This window comes from uncultured Actinomyces sp., from assembly GCA_900541895.1.
GTDB lineage: Bacteria > Actinomycetota > Actinomycetes > Actinomycetales > Actinomycetaceae > Pauljensenia.
In genome coordinates this window covers 1-21,108 of record UWSI01000027.1, presented here as the reverse complement: position 1 = coordinate 21,108, position 21,108 = coordinate 1, and the positions used below count along the sequence as shown (strand labels likewise).

The window sequence follows — 21,108 nt, the reverse complement described above, 5'->3', positions numbered from 1 at the left end:
CCACAGCTCTTTATTGGGTAAAAGATCTATGCCATGTCTATTTCAAAAGGGCACGGCATTTTGTAGTAAGTAGCCAAGGAGTTAGCGCACCTAATCTGAATGAATATCTAAGAGGCATGCGCGCGTTGGAGATAGAAAATAAAACAAAACCCGGTACCTCAGCGACTTTTCGTTGAGATACCGGGTTTTTCTCGTAGCGGGGACAGGATTTGAACCTGCGGCCTCCGGGTTATGAGCCCGGCGAGCTACCGAACTGCTCCACCCCGCGTCGGTACCTATAAAAGGTACCCTCTTTTAGTCGAATGACACAAATCGAGCAGGGGTGAGATGAGTCATGCGCCTTCTCCCACATGCACTTTGAAACTGGATGGAACTGAGGGTGCCTCCACCTAATATGCGGACATGACTTCTTCGAGCTTCTTCGCAATTGTCTTATGCCTCTTACTGTGCAGTGCATCGTGGGTACTTGGAAAACGCATGGGACAGACACAGACACGCCTCGACCTCTCTGAAAAGCTTGTAAGCGCACAGACGCAGGTAACAGAATTACGCGCCCGACTTGATGAACAACGGGATATTCAATCTCAGCTCAACGATTCACAAAATCAAGCATTCCATCATGAGTCCATCAATCATCAACGCCTTATGCAAAGCCTCATGCCTATCAACGAAGGGATGAGGCTCCTGCAAACTTCGGTTACCTCACTTGAACGCCAACACGCAGCACAACTAGCCGCACTGGGGCAACAGCTTCAATTGAGTCGTATTTCAGAAGAGCGTCTCCGCCAATCCACCGATGAGCTATCTCGAACTTTGTCGCACTCACCCCTGCGCGGCACTTGGGGTGAAGCTCAATTACGTTCCTTAGTTGAATCTGCCGGGCTACTTGAGCACGTTCACTTCAACACCCAGGTCTCGCTCGCCCAGCGCACTAAACGCCCAGATATGTTAATCCTCCTGCCAGAGGACAAATGCATCCCCATCGACGCAAAGGTCCCCCTCACTGCTTTCCTCGATGCACAGGCCCAGGACGAAGAACAAGACACAAGCGACTCAGCTTCTCCAGCAAATTCCACGGCGTCTTACGAACAACTCATGGTCACCCATGCGCAGGCACTTCGCAGACACGTGACAGAACTAGCTAAAAAAGAATATTGGAAGGAACTCCCCTACTCAGCCGACTACGTCATTGCATTTATTCCTGCAGAGTCAATCCTGTCGGCTGCACTACGCCACGATCCGTCCCTCATGCATGATGCACTTGAAATGAATGTCGTCCTTGCATCCCCCACTTCAATATGGGCAATTCTTCGGACGGTATCTTTTACATGGCGTCAGGAAAACTTATCCTCACAGGCCAATGAGATTATCCAGCTTTCTCAAGAACTCTACGAGCGCCTTCGAACACTAGGAAAACATGCAACAAAAGTGAGCAATGCGCTCAATAACGCCTCGCAGTCGTGGAATTCCTTCCTAGCTTCCTTCGAATCTCGCGCACTGGTCAGCGCACGGAAGCTATCGGGATTGAGTACTGAATCGAGGCCTCTCGACACAGTCAAAGTGGAAGCACGTTCTTTCAACGAAAATCTTTTCGAGAGAAATCAACTGAGGACCAGCCCTAAGAAGTCTACTCGCCTAGATCCGACGGAAAACTTGGATACGCCAACGGAGAGCATCTCCTGAAGCACCGCGCCACTGAGCATCGCTGGCCTCGGTATCTAATTGCCAGATGGCAGGATCGATTTCGGGGGCGTACACACCAGTGGTACAAGAGGCGACACGTTCCCGCGCCTCCTCCTTCAACTCGAGCAGAGAAACAACAAGCTCATCGACGACATCCATAGCCAAGCTATAGATCTGTGCTCCACCTGTCACCCATACTCGTTCGCTTCCGCGCATGGCAGCATCTTTCTGCCCGCACAGTAAAGCCTCGTCGATCGAATGAACGACTTCAGCGCCATCAATAACCAAGCGAAGGTCGCGAGTGACAACAATCGACGTCCGCCCCGGAAGAGGGCGCCCTAAAGCTTCCCATGATGAACGCCCCATAATAATTGGGCTATTCATAGTCGCTGACTTAAAGTGAGCAAAGTCGTCGGGAACCCGCCAGCACAGGTCTTGGCCGGAGCCTAAAAACCCATCTGCTGTCTGGGCCCAAATCGAAGCAACAGGGACCTTCCCCCCTGATACTGTCTCCACAGAACAAGTCGATGCGAAGGATTGAGCCTCCACGACACTCACACGGCCACCGGTGCTTTGATCGTCGGATGATGCTCATAACCGACAATCTCAACGTCATCAAAGCCGTAAGAGAACATCGAATCAGCCTTACGGAGGTTCAACGTCGGGAAGGGATAGGGTTCACGCGAGAGTTGCTCAGTAACCTGCTCCACGTGGTTGGAATAGATGTGGCAGTCACCGCCAGTCCAGATAAAGTCTCCGACCTCAAGGCCGGCCTGTTGGGCGAACATATGAGTGAGGAGCGAATAGGAGGCAATATTGAAAGGAACACCAAGGAACATATCTGCACTTCGCTGGTAAAGCTGAAGCGAGAGACGGCCATCAGCAACATACAGCTGGAAGAATGCGTGACACGGCTCCAGAGCCATCTTCGGCAAGTCTCCAACATTCCAGGCTGACACAATCATTCGGCGAGAATCGGGGTTCGTCCTCAAAGTCTCCAAAACTTGGGAAATCTGGTCGATTTCGCGACCATCACCGGCATTCCAGCGTCGCCACTGAACCCCATAAACTGGCCCGAGATCGCCATTTTCATCGGCCCATTCGTTCCAAATGCGCACGCCGTTTTCCTGAAGCCAGTGAACATTGGAATCACCACTCAAGAACCATAAAAGCTCACCGATGATCGACTTCATGTGAACACGCTTGGTCGTGATCAGTGGGAATCCCTTTGAAAGGTCGTAACGCAGCTGGGCACCAAAAAGCGAACGAGTACCCGTGCCGGTGCGATCGGACTTTTCTGCGCCCTCACGCATGATCTTCGCCAGCAGATCCTCGTACTGTCGATCAATCTGGTTCACTGCTGTTCCTTTCCAACTGTCCGAAAGGTCATTCTTTTCGTCGGTACCTACAAGCCTAGTGGTAGGCGCCGACGAAAAGCCGACCGACTCTCAGAATTAGCGAACCTGCTCCGAAGCAATGTGCAGAGTGTGCGGGAGCGGGTGTGAAACCGTATGTGCGATAGTGCAGCGACGCTCGATCGCAGCTTCGGCACGCCGAAGAAGCGAGGCAGTCTCTTCCTCACTGAGTGCTGAGAGATCTTGAAGGAGCTCGACTTCCATTGAGGTAAAGCGATCTTCGGCCTCGTCGTACTCGGCTGAAACTCCGGCAATCTGAGCAAAATCGTCGCCCAGAACCGCGGCAAAACGCGCGTCAGAGGACATTGCATTACATCCTGCGAGCGCAAGTTTGAGAAGATCTCCGGGGCTAAAACGTCCCGGGCCATCCCCTACCAAGACCTCAGCGCCTCGCGCATTACGCGCAACATACTGACGGACCCCGGTACGTTCGAGGTACAAGGGATTTGAGGGGCCCGATGCCGCGGGCACAGATTGGGTAGTTTCTTCGATGTTTTCTGCCATGACCTGTCCTTCGTGTTGTTGTTGTTCCAGTGCAACCAATGATCGCAAATTTTTATTCCACAGCTATTGTGCAATCGGGTATTCGCCCGCATGAGCGATGAGCCAGTTATTGACAATGCGTCGATCCCGCTCAAACGCCTGCGCAAGATGCTCAGAAATTGTGTTTTCAACGCTTCGTCCGATAAGCGGAATAAGCACATGGTAGTCACCATCCACGTGCCACTGGCACTGATTCGCATCCCCACCGACAGCAATCACGGTCTGGGTAAACTCAGCAGAAACCGGCAATCCTTTAACGGCAAGTGTGCACTGTGCTCGAAACTCACCCGGCGCTACCTGAGTCCACACTTCGTCGTATTCAACACGTGCCTTATTGGCGACGAGGCTACGCGCCTTCGCAGGAATCACCTCGGGGTTGACGCACCCCCACGCACTCACAGCACGTTGCTGTGGATTCTCAATGATCGGGTCCTTCAAAAGAGGCCCGATTCGCTCCATAACGAAGCCCAGAGTCGTACTGATTTCGACGAATGCCTCAGGCGAGCATTGATAGTGTGCATCCCCATTGAACTGCATGCCAATCCTATCCTCGTATTTCTTTGTGTTCGCCTGAGAATAGGGCGAACACCACCGCTGCGATTGTATCCTTGCCGACCAATGATTCTCACAACTTCCGCTATGACGCTATTGTGAATACATGCCCACACTGACTCAGATCGCTGAATCTGCATCTGCTACTCCCATTCCCACAGGTGCGATCGAGCTTTTACATCGGCTTCTTGAAGATTGGCAGGTCATCGCTGACCTTGCCGCTGCAGACTTAGTTCTGTGGCTTCCCACAGATGACGATCGGTTTATTGCAGTCGAGAGTTGCCGTCCATCGACGTCAGTTACCGTGCACGCCGAGGATCCACGAGGCCTTTATCTGCCGCTTGCTCGCGAGGCGGAGCTTCGTCGCGCCATGGAAACCTGTGAGGTCGTTCGACCAACTGCAGCGCACTGGGCTGGCACCTATTCGATGATGGAGACGTGCGTGCCAATCCCCTATCAGGGGAAGGTTGTTGCTGTACTGACCCGCGAAGCAAATCTTTCATCTCCCCGCTCTGTTCAAGGTTTTGACACGTGGACGGGCGAAGCTGCAGATGTTCTCTGCGAAATGATTTCTCGCGGTGAATATCCCTACGACTCTGCTCCGACAATTACTGGACACGGCGTTCCTCGCGTCCAGGACGGTGCCATTTTGATTGACGCTGAGGGCAAGGTTCTGCAGGCAACTCCGAATGCGACCTCGTGCTTGCGTAGTTTAGGCATTCGGGAATCTGTTCTCGGAGAGGTCCTCGCGCAACGTATTACCGATGTCATTTCTGACTCGACAATCGTTGAAGAGTCCTTAGCAGTGGTTGTCATGGGTCGTGCGCCTTGGCGCGTTGAAGTAAGTGTTCAGGGCTCAACCGTCACAATGCGCGCTCTTCCTTTATTTAACGGGCGCAAACGTTTGGGCGCTGTCATTTTGACTCGCGATCTATCCGAACTGCGTAGACGCGAGCAGGAATTGATGACGAAGGACGCAACGATTCGCGAAATTCACCATCGCGTGAAGAACAACCTGCAAACCGTTTCCGCACTATTACGTCTCCAAGCACGTCGTTCAGACTCCGAAAGTGTTCAAACGGCCCTGCAAGAGGCCGAACGCCGAGTTCAAGCGATCGCTACCGTCCACGAGGCTCTTTCTCAGGATGTTAATGAACAGGTAGATTTCGACGAGGTCGCACGAACAATCGTCCGCATGGCAGGTACGGTTGCCTCAACCGATCATTCCGTTGACGTAGTGACAACTGGCGAATTCGGTAGCTTTGAGGCCGCTCAGGCTCAGGCAATGGCAACGGTTTTGAATGAACTTGTGTCAAATTCGGTTGAGCACGGACTTGCCGACAAGGACGGGCTGGTTCAAGTCCATGCTGAACGCAATGGCAGTCACCTCACGGTCACCGTTTCAGACAACGGGACGGGAATCCAACCCGGGCGGGCGATGACCGGTTTGGGAACTCAGATTGTCAACCAAATGGTCCGTGCAGAACTTCAAGGAAATATTGAATGGTTGCCCGGAGCCGAATGCGGAACTACCGTCGTGATCAGGGCCCATCTGAATAGCTAAGAGCCCAACATAGCGAAAAACCGCTTCTCATCTCCTGCATGTCGACAACACCCGCCGTGAAACGACTGTGGGCCCGGGTGAGTATTCCTCACCCGGGCCCACGCCTTTACTCATATTGAGCTATCAGGAACCGGAGCCGCTTTGGGCATCCAGTTTCTTTTGGGCGTCGATAGCCTTCGTCAGAGCATCATTTAGACGCTTCTGTGATTCGCCATAGGCTGCCCAGTCGTTGTTCTTCAGTGCATTCTGACCATCTTGGATAGCCTGGTTTGCATCTTGAAGCGCCGAAGCAAGCTGCTTGGAGGGCTCGCTTTCCGCTTGGTTTTGTTGATCGCCACCGCCCTTATTCTTATCGGCAGATTGATCACCACCGGCAACCTTTGCAGCGGAATCACCCCCAAAGGTTTGGTCGAGGGATTCTTCCAGTGTGGGCGCAAAACCAACTCTGTTACCGAAGGCTGTCAGCACAAAACGCAAGACCGGGTAGTTTGCTCCACCCGAACCTTGGATATAGACCGGCTGGACGTAGAGCAGGCCACCACCTACAGGCAGAGTTAACAGGTTACCCCTGATGACCGTGGAATCAGACAGGTTCAAAACATTGAGCTGCGAGGCAATCGTTTGATTGGTGTCGTAGGCGTTCTGGATCTGTCCCGGACCGGGAACCGTCGTCGAGGACGGAAGAGCAATCAGCCGTAGCTTGCCATAGCCCTCACGAACCTTCCCGGCCTCGCTTCCGGTTTCGGAATCCACCGCGAGGAAGCCAGCCATGGCCTCGCGCTTGGATTCACCACCCGGAACGAAAACGGAGGTCAATGAGAATTCCGCGCTCTGCTGACCCGGCATTTGCATGGTCAGGTAATACGGCGGCTGCACACGGACAGCCTGCTGCTGCGAGCTGCTCATGGTTGCAGTTGATGCCCCATTTGCAGTTGCGGCTGTCGAGGTTTCCTCTGCGAGGCGCCAGCGGTCACCACCGGTGTAGAAGTCAGAGGCATCGCGCACGTGGTACGAGGTCAGCAGGTCGCGCTGGACCTTGAACATATCCTCGGGGTAGCGCAGGTGGCCCATGAGATCAGCGGAAATGTTCTGCTTCGGTTCAACACTTCCTGGATAAATCTTCATCCACGTCGACAGAATGGGATCCTTTTCATCCCACTGGAAGAGACGCACCGATCCGTCATAGGCATCAACGATCGCCTTGACAGAATTACGCATGTAGTTGATGGAGTTTTCCTGGATGTACTGCCCGACCGACTGCGAACGCGAATCAACCGTGCTGGACGACAGTGATTGGTGCTGAGCATAGGGATAGGAATCTGTTGTCGTGTATGCGTCGACAACCCAAACAAGCCGCTTAGGTGTCGAGGGATCGCCATCCGTATCGACAACGGCAGGGTATGCCTTCTGTTCCAGTGTCAGGTAGGGAGCAACCTTTGCAACGCGAAGAAGCGGATCACGATCATAGAGAATCTGCGATTCCTGATTCGTTTGCGAGGAGAAGAAGATATCGGTTGAGCCGAACTTAATGGAGTACAGAAGCTTATTCCAAACGTTCCCAACCGAAGGACCACCATTACCCTTGAAGGTCGTGGAGACCTGGCCGCCAGGCGCGTTGTCATCCGGGTAGTCGAGCTCTTGGCCAGGAGTTCCTTCAGGACCGCCGACGATCGAATAGTCGGGGGCCGACTGCGAGAAGTACACACGAGGCTCGTACTCGCCGATCTCTCCCTTTGAGGGGATGGACTGCTCCCAATACGAGGGAAGACCATCAGAGGTAATGCTGTTACCGTAGGCGGCTACAACACCGAAACCGTGCGTGTAAACGGTATGACGGTTCACCCAGTTCTGCTGTTCTTGAGACAGGCCTGCCAGGTTCAGCTCACGCATTGAAATGACGGTATCGCGACGTTCACCGTTAATGGTGTATCGGTCGACGAAGAAACCGGAATCGAAGGAGTAGTAGGGACGCGACTGCTGCAACTGCTGGACAGTCTTACGAATCACCTGAGGGTCAAGAAGACGAATCTGTGAAGTTGACTCAGAGTCTTCGCGAAGTTGCCCGGGTTGAGCGGTGGTCGTCGCATCGTAGGTCTGATAGTCCAGATCATCGAGCCCGTAAGCTTCCAAGGTCGCATCAATGTTGTGCTGAATATACGGGGCGTTCAGCGAACGCGCATTCGGGCGTACACGGAATTGTTCAATCAACGCCGGGTATGCGCCACCAATCACCAATGCCGCAACGACTGTAACCACAACGCCGATCGTTGGAAGGCGCCACGTTCCCCTGAATGCAGCCACAAGGAACAAAGCTGCAACAGCGATGGAAATAGCAGCCAAGATCGAGTGTGCGGGAAGCGTTGCATTGACATCCGCATACATTGCGCCGTCAATATTGTCACCGCTCTGAGTCAGCAGCGAGTACCGGCCAATCCAGTACTGCACACCGATAATCACCGAGGCAATCGCGGCCAAGATCCCCAGATGGCGACGCACCGGCGCAGTCGCGTGCGGACGCGGTACCACCTGCAAACCACCGTAGAGGTACGAGGCAACGATCGAGACGACGAGCGAAAGGAACACCAAATGGAGCAGGAAGGAAACAACAAGTTCCAAGAATGGAAGAGTGAAAACAAAGAAAGAGATATCCCAGCCAAAAATCGGATCTGCCTTTCCAAAAGGCGTCGCATTGAGCCAGGTGAGGACTGTCTGCCAGCCTTCCGCAAGACGAAGGCCTGCAGGGATACCCAAAACCAATGCAACCAGCCAGAAGGCAAGCTTCTTAAAAGGCTCGATAGCGTCTTGGTACTGCCTCAGATTCGCGGCGGCTTCGCCGCGCTTTGACGATACACGGTGACGATGGGCCAAGCCGATCATGATGCGCAGCACAGCGACTGACACGACAACACCGACAACTGCTAAGCCTGCAATCACTCCCCAACGCGTCAGTAAGATCCGAGTCGCGTGCATCTGCTGGAACCACAAAATTTCAGTCCAGAATGAAGAAGCCGCGTAGACAAAAAGTCCAAGAAGCACCAGAACCATAACGGTAATTGCCCCCGGCCCCACCTTTGGGCGTCGGATCTCAATTTTGGGCAATCGAATTGGCTGATGGTCAGGAAAGAAGGGAGAATCGCTCACAAGACATCCTCTCAAAGAGTGATCACAGTGCTCCCATTCTAACGAGAGACCCATGCATCTGCGTCTGTCTTTCGCCTATGGGAAAATAACACCATGGTTGAACTGACTCCTACTGCACGTCAAATTGCTCTTGCGCACGTTGTTATTGACATCGAAAAAGCAGCATCGGTCGTGGGCTGGGACCACGCGCCTTCCCTTTACGCTTTGGTTCACACCGCAATGCTGCTCGAGCAGCCCGATCTACCCGATGAGCTTAAGGACGCGCTCCGCAAGGAGTGGGATGGGACGGACGAGCACCTCAGTGCAATCATCCAGGAAGACTTCCAAGGAGACGACCTCGAAGAGATGTTGGCTCATCTTGCCTGGCCCCCTTCGGTCGTGGGTGCAGCTTTGAGCGTCGAACGCGTCATTGTTCCGCCTGAGGTCGAAGCTCAGGCCCCGGCAGACCCCGAAGAAGCCATTGCGTTCATCTCAAACCATCCCCAAGCTACTGATGTCCGTATCGCCGCGGGAGCATTACGCAGTGGCGAAACGTGGAGTGCCCTTCGCGCCCGCACTTTCGATAGCGACGACAAGGTTGGCCAAGGATCACGCTTGGTTCCCAGCCTGACCGACGCTCTTCTGGCCTCGCTCTCGGACTGAAAATTCTGCTACTTGGCCTCACAGGTCGGTAGGGAATCCCCACGATTCTGGCCAATCACAACCACGTCCTCGTGCGCTTCATGAAGGGTCGAAACGCGAACGACACGCAGCCCTTCAGGAACGTGCCCGATCACCTGGTCGCAATTGCTTTCCGGCGCAAGGAACCATCTGGCCCCATCGCGCTTTGCACCCTGCATTTTCTGCGCAATCCCACCGATTGGACCGACCGTACCGTCGTAGGAAATCGTCCCAGTACCCGCGATTGATTGGCCTCCCGTCATGTCTCCTTCACTCAGGCGGTCAATAATTGCCAGCGAGAACATCATTCCTGCCGAAGGACCGCCAATATCTTTCATAGCGAAGTTAATTTCGACGGGAATATCTGCCTTAACACCCAGATAAATACCCATTTTTGACCCCTGGGACCCATCTTCAGGCGCAGATGTGACGATTGTTTCCGTGCGCTCAACATCTCCACGCTTCACGGTAATCGTGACGGTGGATCCGGGAGCAACAGAATGCATAATCACGAAGGGATCTGCCGCAGTTTCAATCGGGTGCACCACCCCATCGGGTGTCTGGATCGACTCCAAAATGTCAGAGTCCTGAACTTTTCCTACCGCATCTGAGCCCTCGACCGCACCGGAGATATACACAGTTGCGGGTACCTTCCATCCCAGTTCCGCGAGCGCGGCGATCTGAGCGGAGTACTGCGAGTTCTCCATCTGATGAGCGTTCCGGTTATCCACTTGCTCACGGGTCACATTCGCTGGGTAAACCTTTGAGTACGGGATCATTTCCGAGGCCGGCGTCAGTTTCGCTTGAATCCATCCAAAGACGTTGAGACGCCTGCCGGGACCTCCCATTTCCGTGACTGTCACCATCCGCAGTTGCCCGCCTTCCTTGGGGGCAGTGGGGTCGGGATTCGTGATTTCTTCGCCAGTTTGTGGATTGGTACCCGTGATCGACAGAATTTGTTTCACATCACCCTGCTGATCCTGAGTCTTCCCCAGAACATCAACTGTCGGGCCAGGAAGCCTCGCAACGTAGGGCAGCGGGATTACAGTGCAGGCGATAATGACCAAAGTAAACGCCACGACGCCAGCGGTTAGACGACGAAGCCATCGAAGAGTCCGCTCACTGCGTTGCGTAGTGTCGGTCTCTTCAAATTCGAGGTCTTCGTTGTCATTCATACCTGCCATTGTCTCTCAGCTGCTCACTCCGTGTCCTGAAAAGTCATGAAAACTGAAGAAAGAGGCGGCATCATCACGCACCGTCTAATTGCGCTATGAGCAAAGTTGAGCGGAAAGAGCGCGATATCTCTAGTACTTCTTCTTCCCAGACTATTAGGCTCGTGATATGAGTGACAACGAGTCGAACATGGAAGAGTTCCTACGTCAGTTGCTGGGCGAGCAGGCCGCTCGCGCTGCAATGGAATCCATGCGCGCCCGAGGCATTGACCCCGAAAGCCTCAACAGTCAATTCCCTGATCCCTACATGATGAAGCAGGCGCTCACTCAATTCGCGATGATGATGAACGGCCCTGCCAGTGGTCCTGTTGATTGGAAGAGCGCATTACAAGTCGCACACACCAAATCTTGGGATTCGAAAGAAACCGCCGTCACCGCAGCGCAAGCTCAACGAACTCGCGAAGCAATGTCTGTTGCTGACCTGTGGCTAGATGCTGTTGTCGAATTTGGCCCTGGCAACGTCAATCGTCAGGTATGGACTCGCTCCGAATGGATTGATGGCACCGCTGAGGTATGGAAGCGTATTTGCGAACCGGTTGCTGCAAATGTTGCTCAGGCCTTTGAAAGTATCCTCGATGAGCAGCAAAAGCACATCGCGGATATTGATCCCTCGCTGTCAGATTCGGTTCCAGACATTTCAAGCCTTCTCAACTCAACTCGCGATATTTTGCCGAAGATGTCGTCGTTCCTTTTTGCAAGCCAAATTGGAATGGCTTTGGGCCAGATTGCTCAAAGCGCTCTGGGATCAACAGACGTCGGTATTCCCCTTGCCGATGGTTCGACCACAGCCCTCGTCGCTCGTAATATCGAAGATTTCGCTGATGAACTTGAAATTCCCTTCGAAGAAGTGCTTCAGTTCATTGCTCTGCGCGAGTGCGCACACCATCGCCTCTTTGCCGGTGTCCCCTGGCTGGCCGGTGACCTTACGCGCGCAGTCGAGCGATACGCGCAGCATATTGCGATCGATAGCGAGGCCGTCGCCGAGGCCGCGACTCGTCTTGACCCAGCGAATCCTGAGTTCAATGAAGATTCGCTGAACGAACAGATCTTCGCAGCCGCACCGACACCCGAACAGCGCGCAGCATTAGAACGTGTGGAAAATCTTCTTGCCCTGATCGAAGGCTGGGTTGATGTTGTCACCTCGCTGGCGGCACGCCCCTATCTTCCCCACCTTGAGCAGTTGCGCGAGCTGATGCGCCGTCGGCGTGCATTGGGCGGTCCTGTTGAGAAGATCCTTGGAAGCTTAATCGGCTTGAAGATGCGTCCGCGTCGTGCTCGCGATGCGGCCAAGCTCTTCCAATTGGTCACTCAAGACGAGGGTAGCGATGCCCGCGAAAAGCTGTGGGCTCACCCTGATTTGATTCCTAACAGCAATGAGCTCGATTCCCCAGAAACCTTTGTGGCGCTTCGACGCGCCGAGGCCGAGGCCAGCGCCGACATCGACCAGGCACTTGAGTCGCTATTGGATGGTTCAATGGGATGGGCTGAGGGGCTTGATCCCACGATTGACCCCGAGGCAGATACCCTGCGTAAGGCAGGTTTTGATATTGGAGACGCATCTGCGGGCGAAGGTAGTGCTTCGGATGACGATCAATCTTCAGATAATGGGGCGGAGTCCCAATCCTGAATTTATTGGCCAAGTAATCCACAGGATGAAGGCCTCATCGGAGTTTTCCACAGATTCTTAGTTCTTGCCCATAAGTGCAATTTCCCACGCACAATAGGAATTCCCTATTCCACAGTGCGGAGGAAAAATGGCAAGCCCCCTGAGTATCGAAATTAACGGAATTGACCCTGTGACCATCGCGGCAGTAGAACTCATCATTCAAACCCTGCCTGAGCTTAGACTTCGTCTTGTTGATTCACGTCGACCGAGTGCTGAATTGGTAGCTCTTCTTCCGGAGGAGAGACTATTCGCACGGCGTTCTCAAGCCCTTCGCTCACACCTCGCTAAGCACTATCCGAATCTGCGATATTGCAGTTCGTACTCCCCTATCGATTTGGGAATTATCGCTTCTGTGGGTTCCCATGATCTCGAGAAGGCGGACGCAATGATGCACTGCGATATTCCGCATCTTCTCACCTGCAGGAATGAGAGCTACTGGGACATCGGTCCACTGGTAGTACCGGGGGTCACCTGCTGTGCGCGGTGTCTCGAGACCACACAATCCGACCGCCATTTGCTCCCTAGCCTCGGTCGCGACCTTGAACTATGGCGTTTTGAAACGCCACTACCCTGGCTCACTCACATGGCTGCAGCTTGGCTCTCTCTGATGATTTACGACTTTGCCCGCTTCGGCATGGACCGACGATCGAGCATGAACCGTTTTCTTCGCATAACGACGGAAGGAGAGGTTTCATGGATCGAGGTCGATAATGACCCTCTCTGCGGGTGCACCAGCGCAGCTGTCTCACAGTCTCCGGCGCCTTCGCTGACAACAGCTACTTTGTCTACGAGTATCGGCGAATTCGACATGCTCAGTCATAATCACCGCTACCGCATTGCCTCATAGTTACGCCGGCTCTGTGTCCACCTGAACTTCTTCGCCGCGGATAATTGCCAAAATTTGAGGCCCGAAGTAGTCGATTTTCACTTCGCCAATTCCGCGAATAACCCGAAGCTGAGTCAGCGTCTTGGGCTGAGCGATAGCGACATCTCTCAAGGTCTTATCGGTAAGAACAGCGTAAGCCGGAACTAATCGAGCCTCTGCCTCAGCTTTTCGCCATGCACGTAAGCGTTCGAAGAGTTCAACAACCTCCGGAGCATTACTGTCCTCAAATTCAGCATGGGCGGCCTTAGCCGCGCTACGTTTAGACATACCTGCGCGCGTGGAAGAAACTCCAGCTTGGGATCGTTCTTCTCGAGGCCACAGATCCTTCATGAAGCGGGAACGCTGGCGGTTTCCCCCGCCGTGACGCGAACGCGAATACGAGATCGCAAGATGATCCCGAGCACGTGTCATTCCCACGTAGAGCAGACGTTTTTCTTCCTCAATTGCATCTTCGCCCTGCGCAAGAGAGATTGGGATGAGCCCTTCACTCACGCCTGCAAGGAAAACATGCTCCCACTCCAGTCCTTTTGCCGCGTGAAGGGTCGAGAGTGTGACCCCCTCCGTGGTTGGGGCAGCTTGTGAGACCTCACGCTCAAGAAGATTATTGACGAACCCAATGAAAGAGTTATTGGTAGAAGAGCGTGCCATTTCAACAATGGCATTGAGGTTATCCCATCGTTCTCGAACCGCTCCCTGAGCCTGTGGTGCCTGCGGGGACCATCCAGCGATTCCAAGAAGATCTTCAACCAGGTGAACAACATCAGCCTCGTCAATTCCTTGATTGTGCAAGGTTGTCGCTTGCTTCTTTAAAAGAAACATTGCGCGCCGGACCTCTTCACGTTCAAAAAAGCGCATCCCAGAATGGACGAGGAAAGGAATGCCGGCCTCGCTCAGCTGGGCTTCGAAGTTCTCTGACTGGCCATTGGTTCGATAAAGAATTGCGATCGAGGAATACGAAACTCCATCGTCGTGGAGCCCCCGGATTTGCCGCGCGATTCCCACGGCCTCGTCATTGTCGTCCGCGTAGCTCTGGTATTCGACGGGGACACCGTTATCCCGCTGAGATACTAATTTCACGGCGCCTTTAAGAACAGACGAGTGCTCGCCCTTCATCAGGGTATTCGCCGCACTCACAATCTGTGGCGTCGACCGATAGTCACGAACCAATTGAACAACGCGAGCACCCTTGTGCTCCTGTGCGAAGTCTTGAAGATAGCGCGGTGAGGCACCCGCAAAAGAATAAATAGTCTGAGCAACGTCACCAACAACGCAAATATCATGGCGCCCACCAAGCCAAAGGTTGAGAACATGGTGTTGGAGGGCAGAGACATCCTGATATTCATCGACGACGAAGCTGCGGTATTGACGATGAATCCGTTGAGCAATAGCTGGATAGTCCTGCAAGATTCCTGCCGTCAGCACCAAGACATCTTCAAAATCGAGAACCCCCCGGTCCTCTTTGGCCTCCTGATAGGCGTCCATCAGTGCCAGAACATCATCAACGCTAAGGTCACCCGGCGGCGTTCGCCTATTGGTGCGAACGGCCTCGGCATAGGCATCAGCATCGAGCATGGCGACCTTCGACCACTCAACCTCGGCGGCTAAATCGCGAACGAGCGCTTTGTCGGCGCGGATACCGATTCGCGCGGCAGCTGCGGAAATCAAGGATGCTTTGTGCTCAATGAGGGGTGGCATGCTCCCGCCGATGGCACTTGGCCAAAAATACTGGAGCTGGCGCAAGGCGGCCGAGTGAAAAGTCCGCGCTTGGACGCCTGGAACCCCAAGTGCCGTCAGACGCTCACGCATCTCAACTGCAGCTCTCTTCGTGAAGGTCACTGCCAAGACATTTGTCGGTTCGTAGACACCGCGTGCAACGCCATAGGCAATGCGATAGGTAATCGCTCGCGTCTTACCCGTCCCAGCCCCCGCAAGCACCGCCATTGGACCAGAAACGAATTGTGCGACACTCCGTTGATCGGGATCTAGCGCTTCAAGAAGGCGTTCAGCGCGTTCTGGATCTTGGCTGCTCACAGCGCATCATCTTCCGCATGCAGCCAAGCATCGATCATCATGCGCGCGATTGCGGTATGGGTAGGGATCTCCAATTTTCCGCTGTTGACCGCATCAATGAGTTCCGCGCGCGTCATCCATTTCATGGCATCTACCTCTTCCATGTCTGGAGAGGGATCTGGCGTACCAGAAACTTTCCCGGTGAAGCCAATCATGACCGAACGTGGGAAAGGCCAAGGCTGCGTCGTGACATAGCGGACCTCTTGAACGTCCAAAGAGGCCTCTTCTTTTGCTTCCCGAACTACCGCATACTCAGGAGCTTCTCCTGCCTCGACAAAACCGGCAATGAGCGACATGAAATGCGGTTTCCATGAGCGGTTGTGCGCAAGCAGCAAACGATCTTCAGCATCGGTGATTGCAACGATCACTGCGGGATCCTGCCGGGGATATTCGAGGCAATCACATTGGATGCACCGCTGAGCCTCTCCCCCGTTTTCGTATTGAAGTTCTCCACCACACCTTGGGCAATAACGCGTACGCTCATGCCAACGCAGAAGCGCTAGAGCACGCGCGCATGATGAACAGTCAGCAGCTTCGAGGAGGGCTGCCTCATACCGAAGAGAGAGCCATTGAGGATCCGCAGGTGTGAGGCTAGTAACCGCGGGTTCGTGATTTCCTTCAACAAGCGCCCCCCATTCCTCTTCAGAGTCAAGGATTGCGATAAAACGTGCAACGCCGGAAGAATCAACCCCACCGAAGAGCACACGTTCCGCACCTTCAACTGCAGGACCGATATCCGCAGCTCGCCGCGGAGCGCTCTCATCGGAAGTAAGCGCAACCATACCCTGAGTCGTCATTGCTAGAACCCGCAACGAGTGCGCGTGGGGCGCTAAGGAAGCGCATGCGGTCTCGTATCCACCCCTGTGCACCATACGCGGAGCCCATGCGCTCAGTTCATGCGGAAAATAGAGCTGTTCATTAGCGAAAGGAAGACCAGTAACCGTGTCAAAATGGGGCATGATGTAACCGTAGCCGTCCTTCGCTTCAGTCACAACGCAAATGAGCGTTAGGCTGGAGTCATGACTACTTCTCAGCTTCGCGCCGATGGGCGCACCCCCTCTCAGCTTCGCCCCATGTCCATTACTCGTTCCTGGGCAGGAACCGGCGAAGGATCCGCACTGATTGAATGCGGGAACACGCGCGTTCTGTGCGTTGCTTCGCTCACCGAGGGAGTACCCCGTTGGAAGCGCGACAGCGGAGAAGGCTGGGTGACCGCGGAGTATTCAATGCTTCCACGCGCCACTTCCGAGCGCTCTCAGCGCGAATCTGTCAAGGGAAAGATTGGCGGCCGCACCCACGAGATTTCGCGTCTCATCGGCCGTTCGCTTCGCGCAATCGTTGATATCAAGGCCCTCGGAGAGAACACGCTGGTCCTTGACTGCGATGTTTTGCGAGCTGATGGCGGCACCCGCACTGCTTCCATTTCGGGCGCGTATGTTGCGCTTTACGTGGCCATTTCTTGGGGTATTTCAAAGGGGATCGTCGCCGCTTCTTCTCCTGAGAAGGTCCTGTCTGATTCGGTAAGTGCAATTTCCGTCGGCATCATTGATGGCACCCCTATGCTCGATCTTCCCTACGTTGAAGATGTGCGCGCGCAGACGGATATGAACGTTGTCCAGACTGGTTCGGGGTCTTTCGTTGAGGTTCAGGGGACCGCTGAACACGCCCTCTTCTCCCGCACTGAACTCGGTGAGCTCCTAGACTTGGCAACTGCGGGAAATGCCCAGATTCGCGACCTCCAGGCACGCGCTTTGGCAGCGCAGCCGGGAGTCACCGTTTCTTCCGAGGTCGCGCTGTGAGCCCCGTAGACAGCGTAGATGCGCCTCGCCTGGTTTTTGCGACCGGAAATGCACATAAGGTTGCAGAACTCGAGGCGATCATCGCTCCCCTCCTCCCCGAGGGAGCCGGCCGAATCGCACGGATGAGTGACTTTGATGTCGCTGAGCCCGTTGAAGATGGCGCTTCCTTCGAAGAGAACTCCCTGATCAAGGCCCGATCTTTGTGCGCGGCGACCGGAATCGCTGCGCTCGCAGATGATTCCGGTCTGTGCGTTGACATCATGGGTGGCGCGCCCGGGATCTTTTCTGCCCGATGGAGTGGAACTCACGGGAACGACCAAGCAAACCTTGAGTTGCTTCTTGCTCAGCTCAGCGATGTTCCGCTTCACTTACGAGGCGCTGCATTTGTTTCCGCAGCGGCATTAGTATTGCCCGATGGCCGCGAGTTTGTCGAGCTCGGACGCGTCGATGGACACCTGACGACCGCACCGCAAGGCGAGGGGGGATTTGGCTACGATCCAATTTTTGTTCCCTCAGGTATGGATCGCACTGCGGCACAGCTCACCGCGGAGGAAAAGAATGCAATCAGCCACCGCGGGATCGCATTCCGTGCGCTTGCGCCACGGATTATTGAGGTTCTAGCGGGCAACTAAGCAACGCATCGGGAAACGCATAGTCGGGTGGTGCGATCCCGGCTACGCGTTTTTCCTTCCCTAAATCGGCGTACCTACGCGTCTTAGAAATCGACGGCCATACCGGTCGTCGCAAGCTCCACGTGCCCGCTATAGACCTGTTGCGCCTGCCAACGTGTAGCCTCGGGATTATTCCACGGTTGGATATGCGTGAGAATGACACGGCCAACTTCGGCACGTGCGGCAAGGGTACCTGCGCGAGTACCGTCCATGTGGATGCCCTCGACGGTATCTTCCTCGGTAAAACCTGCTTCACTGAGAAGAAGATCTACCCCGCGAGCACCTTCAACGATACTGTCACACAAATCAGTGTCACCGGTGTAGAAGAAAGTACTGCGAGATCCAGAGGTATCGTCTTTTGAGAAACCAGAAGGGCCGCTGATGCGAACACCGAAGGCTGGTACAGAGTGCCACGCCTGCGCTGCACTCACAGTGAAGGGACCAAGAGACCAACTCTTTGCGTCATTGAGTTCCTTGAAAATGAACTCTGTCGAATAGTTTTCCTCTTCGCCGGCACCATCGATCTGGCGAACACGGCCCGGTAAGCATGCCGGCCCCGCAAGAACCATGGGATCACAATAAGCACCAGGCCCCCAGCGTCGGTAGACGTGCAGAGAAATCACATCTCCCATGTGGTCTGCGTGGCAGTGCGAGAAAATCACTGCATCAAGATTTGCTGGCTCAATGTAGCGCCACAACTCACCGAAAGATCCCGGACCCATGTCCAAGACAAGGTTCCAGGTTCGCTCTCTCCCAGTTCTTTCATCGGGGCCGTGAGCTTGAAGCAGGTAGCAGGATGCAGGCGAATCAGGTCCAGACATTGAACCCGTGCAACCGATAATGCGAAGCCTCACTGAGCACCTCCTTCTAGCGGGAGGGATGGGATTTCACTCACGCTTTGAACCTCGGGACCAAGGAAACGGCGAGCAAGGATCGGGAAGCGCGATGAAGCATCGGTGGTGAGGAACTGGTGCTGCGGTTCATCGCCTGCTCCCTGGCGCGGCGCATGGAGTAGATCGCGGTCAACCAACTCGTTGTAGGTGACATTCGCAGTTGTGGCCGAGGATGTTACCAGACGGACGGTATCCCCCATCACTCGGCCAATCACTCCGGTAAGAAGCGGGTAGTGGGTGCAGCCCAGAATCAAGGTATCGACCCCTTCTTCTTTCAGGGGTGCAAGGTATTCGCGGGCGATCCCTTCCAACTCGGAACCAGCTGTTTGCCCGGCCTCGACGTACTGGACGAAAAGTGGGCAGGCCTGTTGAAAGACTCGAAGACCCGGAACTGCAGCGAGAGCATTGACATAGGCTTCCGATTGGATAGTTGCCTGAGTTCCAATCACGCCTATCTTGTGATTGTGCGTTGCAACGACAGCGGCACGCGCGGCAGGGGTCACGACCTCAATGACGGGAATGTGCTGACCCACCCAGTACCGTTCTCGCGCGTCCGACAGCGCAGCGGCGGTTGCGGTGTTGCATGCAATCACCAAGGCCTTTGCTCCGGCCTCGACAAGGCGATCAAGCCCCCACAGCGTCAATTGGCGAACTTCAGCGATCGGACGCGGACCATAGGGAGCGTGAGCTGTGTCCCCCAAGTAGACAATGTCTTCGTCTGGTAGCTGGTCAATGACGGCACGCGCAACCGTGAGTCCACCTAAACCAGAGTCGAAAATACCAATCGGCGCGTTATCCATACAACGAAACTAACTCGCTTCACCCTGGAGATGCACAGATTTGAGCAGTGACTCTTGCCACCATGTGATCAGAAGGTAGATCGCGGCGGCACTTTGCTCGCGTGTCCCTTCGGGTTTTTCCTGAGCGATTGTCTCGATCCGAATCACGTCAGAATCGTTATGGATGCCCAGTTCACCAGCCAAAGCAAGACGCATATCGGTGAGGGCGCCAAGCCAATTCCACGCCGATCCTTCGTCCAGAACAAGGTAGTTTGTTCCGTCAACCAACACATCGTTGAGTTGGTTACACACGGTACGCAAGCGCTCAGATTTTTGTGAGCGCAGCGTGTCCTCGGTAAGTGCACGCAAGCGTGCCGCTTCCTGGGGATCTGTGCTCATGGGAGGAAGAAGGAAATCCAGAGCAGGATCAACCGCCGCCGCACGTTCACTTTCGAGTCCTGTTGCAGCGGATAAGAACATGGGAAAATCCCCCGGGTCGTCTAAAACCACGAGTATTTCGTGGATGAGCTGCTGGATCAGAAGGTTGTAGTCCCTTCCGATCGGTGCGCTAATCCCCCGTCGTGAGACGGTAAAAGGGCCGATCACGTGACACGCTCCAATGTTGATTGCACTCCGTAATCGTGAAGTGTTTGTAGGTCTGCTTCGACGCGTTCACGTAGCCCAGTGGCGATGATGGCCTGTCCATCACTGTGCACCTGCAAAGTCAGTGCTTCGCACGTAGGACGCGGGTAGCCGAAATGCCTCCGTAGCACTTCGGCGATGTAGTCCGATGAGTTAATCGGGTCATCCCAGACAATGAGGTTCCATCTCGGCACCGATGCATCAGCGGTCCCGGCGTTGGGATTATTCGCGGTCATAGGAATGCCCGACATGTCTTAAGCCTACGCACGAAATGCCTTTCTGTCTGCATTTTTAGAATTTCTTGCACATTTTTCCACCATTAGCGACTAAATTTGAGGTATGCCAGCATCATTTGAAACGTCGCTTCTGACGGATATGTACGAATTGACCATGCTCGACGCCGCCATGAAGTCGGGTACTGCGAATCGACACTGCGTCTTCGAGCTCTTTGGTCGACGCCTTCCCTCTACCCGCCGCTTCGGTGTCGTTGCAGGGACGGGACGAGTTCTCGAGGCCTTAGACCGCTTTGAGTTCTCTCCTGAGCAAATCCAGTGGTTGGCCGAGAAGAAGGTTGTCTCTGATACAGCTCTGGAGTATTTGTCGACCTTCCGTTTCCGCGGGAATATTTCAGGCTATGCCGAAGGCGAGTGCTATTTCCCCGGCTCTCCCCTGCTCACCGTTGAAGGCACCTTCGCCGAGTGCACCCTTCTGGAAACCCTTCTTCTGTCGATCTACAACTATGATTGCGCAGTCGCCTCTGCTGCTTCACGTATGACAATTGCCGCGCACGGACGCCCCTGCTTGGACATGGGTGCACGCCGAGGCCACGAGCGCGCAGCTGTCTCTGCAGCACGCGCCTCCGTTATCGGCGGGTTTTCCGGGACTCCACAACGCGCGGCGGCGAGGTCGCCG

General features: G+C 54.6%; 19 protein-coding genes, 1 tRNA gene and 1 pseudogene. 8 read left to right on the top strand and 13 right to left on the bottom strand.

All coding sequences use genetic code 11. The features are described 5' to 3' along the window. Positions 1 to 194: 194 nt before the first annotated feature. A tRNA-Met gene (locus QZR18_RS06840) sits at positions 195 to 268 on the bottom strand. Between the two features lie 134 nt (positions 269 to 402). Between QZR18_RS06840 and QZR18_RS06835 the strand changes: the two genes are divergently transcribed. Further along, positions 403 to 1,683: a DNA recombination protein RmuC gene (locus QZR18_RS06835; RefSeq protein WP_178703745.1), complete on the top strand. Its 1,281-nt coding sequence runs from the start codon at positions 403 to 405 to the stop codon at positions 1,681 to 1,683. Here QZR18_RS06835 and QZR18_RS06830 read toward each other — a convergent pair. The 4 genes from QZR18_RS06830 to QZR18_RS06815 form a co-directional block, all read right to left on the bottom strand. After that, positions 1,636 to 2,199 (bottom strand): dihydrofolate reductase, encoded by a 564-nt coding sequence (locus QZR18_RS06830; protein ID WP_178703748.1) that lies wholly within the window; start codon positions 2,197 to 2,199, stop codon positions 1,636 to 1,638. The genes QZR18_RS06835 and QZR18_RS06830 overlap by 48 nt on opposite strands. Before the next feature lie 38 nt (positions 2,200 to 2,237). Continuing rightward, positions 2,238 to 3,041, bottom strand: coding sequence for a thymidylate synthase (locus QZR18_RS06825; protein WP_178703751.1), 804 nt, complete (start codon positions 3,039 to 3,041; stop codon positions 2,238 to 2,240). A 96-nt stretch (positions 3,042 to 3,137) separates the two neighbouring features. After that, positions 3,138 to 3,602, bottom strand: coding sequence for an OsmC family protein (locus QZR18_RS06820; RefSeq protein ID WP_295910777.1), 465 nt, complete (start codon positions 3,600 to 3,602; stop codon positions 3,138 to 3,140). A 63-nt stretch (positions 3,603 to 3,665) separates the two neighbouring features. Beyond that, positions 3,666 to 4,178: a DUF2505 domain-containing protein gene (locus QZR18_RS06815; RefSeq protein ID WP_178703754.1), complete on the bottom strand. Its 513-nt coding sequence runs from the start codon at positions 4,176 to 4,178 to the stop codon at positions 3,666 to 3,668. 121 nt (positions 4,179 to 4,299) lie between these two features. On the opposite strand from QZR18_RS06815, the gene QZR18_RS06810 reads away from it, so the two are divergent. After that, the gene (locus QZR18_RS06810; protein WP_178703759.1) at positions 4,300 to 5,757 is read left to right on the top strand and encodes a sensor histidine kinase; all 1,458 of its coding nucleotides are present in this window, start codon (positions 4,300 to 4,302) and stop codon (positions 5,755 to 5,757) included. 123 nt (positions 5,758 to 5,880) lie between these two features. Here the strand turns inward: QZR18_RS06810 and QZR18_RS06805 are convergent, their stop codons facing one another. Then, on the bottom strand, positions 5,881 to 8,898 hold the full coding sequence (locus tag QZR18_RS06805) for a UPF0182 family protein (protein ID WP_178703761.1): 3,018 nt from the start codon (positions 8,896 to 8,898) through the stop codon (positions 5,881 to 5,883). A gap of 93 nt (positions 8,899 to 8,991) precedes the next feature. Here QZR18_RS06805 and QZR18_RS06800 point away from each other — a divergent pair, with 93 nt between their 5' ends. Then, positions 8,992 to 9,540, top strand: coding sequence for a PPA1309 family protein (locus tag QZR18_RS06800; protein WP_009409123.1), 549 nt, complete (start codon positions 8,992 to 8,994; stop codon positions 9,538 to 9,540). An 8-nt stretch (positions 9,541 to 9,548) separates the two neighbouring features. Here QZR18_RS06800 and QZR18_RS06795 read toward each other — a convergent pair whose 3' ends face one another. Then, positions 9,549 to 10,733 (bottom strand): PDZ domain-containing protein, encoded by a 1,185-nt coding sequence (locus tag QZR18_RS06795; protein ID WP_295910775.1) that lies wholly within the window; start codon positions 10,731 to 10,733, stop codon positions 9,549 to 9,551. Positions 10,734 to 10,899: 166 nt separating this feature from the next. Between QZR18_RS06795 and QZR18_RS06790 the strand changes: the two genes are divergently transcribed. Beyond that, complete coding sequence (locus QZR18_RS06790; RefSeq protein ID WP_178703766.1) at positions 10,900 to 12,417, top strand: zinc-dependent metalloprotease; 1,518 nt, start codon at positions 10,900 to 10,902, stop codon at positions 12,415 to 12,417. Between the two features lie 127 nt (positions 12,418 to 12,544). Further along, positions 12,545 to 13,303, top strand: a complete 759-nt coding sequence (locus QZR18_RS06785; protein WP_178703769.1) for a hypothetical protein — start codon at positions 12,545 to 12,547, stop codon at positions 13,301 to 13,303. On the opposite strand, the gene QZR18_RS06780 is transcribed toward QZR18_RS06785, so the two are convergent. Both QZR18_RS06780 and nudC read right to left on the bottom strand, forming a co-directional pair. Next, complete coding sequence (locus QZR18_RS06780; RefSeq protein ID WP_178703772.1) at positions 13,304 to 15,373, bottom strand: ATP-dependent DNA helicase UvrD2; 2,070 nt, start codon at positions 15,371 to 15,373, stop codon at positions 13,304 to 13,306. Then, positions 15,370 to 16,371, bottom strand: a complete 1,002-nt coding sequence (gene nudC, locus QZR18_RS06775) for an NAD(+) diphosphatase (protein ID WP_295910772.1) — start codon at positions 16,369 to 16,371, stop codon at positions 15,370 to 15,372. Before nudC ends, QZR18_RS06780 begins: the two co-directional genes overlap by 4 nt. A 60-nt stretch (positions 16,372 to 16,431) precedes the next feature. Here nudC and rph point away from each other — a divergent pair, with 60 nt between their 5' ends. Then, entirely contained in the window at positions 16,432 to 17,211 is a 780-nt protein-coding gene (rph, locus tag QZR18_RS06770; RefSeq protein ID WP_178703777.1) for a ribonuclease PH, read from the top strand. Next, positions 17,208 to 17,843, top strand: coding sequence for an RdgB/HAM1 family non-canonical purine NTP pyrophosphatase (gene rdgB, locus QZR18_RS06765; RefSeq protein WP_178703779.1), 636 nt, complete (start codon positions 17,208 to 17,210; stop codon positions 17,841 to 17,843). The genes rph and rdgB overlap by 4 nt, the downstream gene beginning before the upstream one ends. 83 nt (positions 17,844 to 17,926) lie before the next feature. Here the strand turns inward: rdgB and QZR18_RS06760 are convergent, their stop codons facing one another. From QZR18_RS06760 to QZR18_RS06745, 4 genes are read right to left on the bottom strand one after another with little or no spacing between them, the layout of a single operon-like run. Then, a complete protein-coding gene (locus tag QZR18_RS06760) occupies positions 17,927 to 18,736 on the bottom strand; it encodes an MBL fold metallo-hydrolase (RefSeq protein ID WP_178703782.1) in 810 nt (269 codons plus the stop codon). Further along, positions 18,733 to 19,575, bottom strand: a complete 843-nt coding sequence (gene murI, locus QZR18_RS06755; RefSeq protein WP_178703785.1) for a glutamate racemase — start codon at positions 19,573 to 19,575, stop codon at positions 18,733 to 18,735. The genes QZR18_RS06760 and murI overlap by 4 nt, the downstream gene beginning before the upstream one ends. Positions 19,576 to 19,584: 9 nt before the next feature. Continuing rightward, complete coding sequence (locus QZR18_RS06750; RefSeq protein WP_178703788.1) at positions 19,585 to 20,160, bottom strand: DUF2017 family protein; 576 nt, start codon at positions 20,158 to 20,160, stop codon at positions 19,585 to 19,587. Continuing rightward, entirely contained in the window at positions 20,157 to 20,447 is a 291-nt protein-coding gene (locus QZR18_RS06745; RefSeq protein WP_178703791.1) for an ATP-dependent Clp protease adaptor ClpS, read from the bottom strand. Before QZR18_RS06745 ends, QZR18_RS06750 begins: the two co-directional genes overlap by 4 nt. A gap of 88 nt (positions 20,448 to 20,535) precedes the next feature. On the opposite strand from QZR18_RS06745, the pseudogene QZR18_RS06740 reads away from it, so the two are divergent. Beyond that, positions 20,536 to 21,108: pseudogene (locus QZR18_RS06740) on the top strand (nicotinate phosphoribosyltransferase); the annotation flags it as partial.

Coding starts and splice junctions, on each gene's coding strand:
- QZR18_RS06800 (WP_009409123.1), top strand. CDS start 8,992: ATGGTTGAACTGACTCCTACTGCACGTCAAATTGCTCTTGCGCACGTT.
- QZR18_RS06745 (WP_178703791.1), bottom strand. CDS start 20,447: ATGTCGGGCATTCCTATGACCGCGAATAATCCCAACGCCGGGACCGCT.
- QZR18_RS06815 (WP_178703754.1), bottom strand. CDS start 4,178: ATGCAGTTCAATGGGGATGCACACTATCAATGCTCGCCTGAGGCATTC.
- QZR18_RS06785 (WP_178703769.1), top strand. CDS start 12,545: ATGGCAAGCCCCCTGAGTATCGAAATTAACGGAATTGACCCTGTGACC.
- QZR18_RS06810 (WP_178703759.1), top strand. CDS start 4,300: ATGCCCACACTGACTCAGATCGCTGAATCTGCATCTGCTACTCCCATT.
- rph (WP_178703777.1), top strand. CDS start 16,432: ATGACTACTTCTCAGCTTCGCGCCGATGGGCGCACCCCCTCTCAGCTT.
- QZR18_RS06835 (WP_178703745.1), top strand. CDS start 403: ATGACTTCTTCGAGCTTCTTCGCAATTGTCTTATGCCTCTTACTGTGC.
- nudC (WP_295910772.1), bottom strand. CDS start 16,371: ATGCCCCATTTTGACACGGTTACTGGTCTTCCTTTCGCTAATGAACAG.
- QZR18_RS06820 (WP_295910777.1), bottom strand. CDS start 3,602: ATGGCAGAAAACATCGAAGAAACTACCCAATCTGTGCCCGCGGCATCG.
- QZR18_RS06795 (WP_295910775.1), bottom strand. CDS start 10,733: ATGAATGACAACGAAGACCTCGAATTTGAAGAGACCGACACTACGCAA.
- murI (WP_178703785.1), bottom strand. CDS start 19,575: ATGGATAACGCGCCGATTGGTATTTTCGACTCTGGTTTAGGTGGACTC.
- QZR18_RS06790 (WP_178703766.1), top strand. CDS start 10,900: ATGAGTGACAACGAGTCGAACATGGAAGAGTTCCTACGTCAGTTGCTG.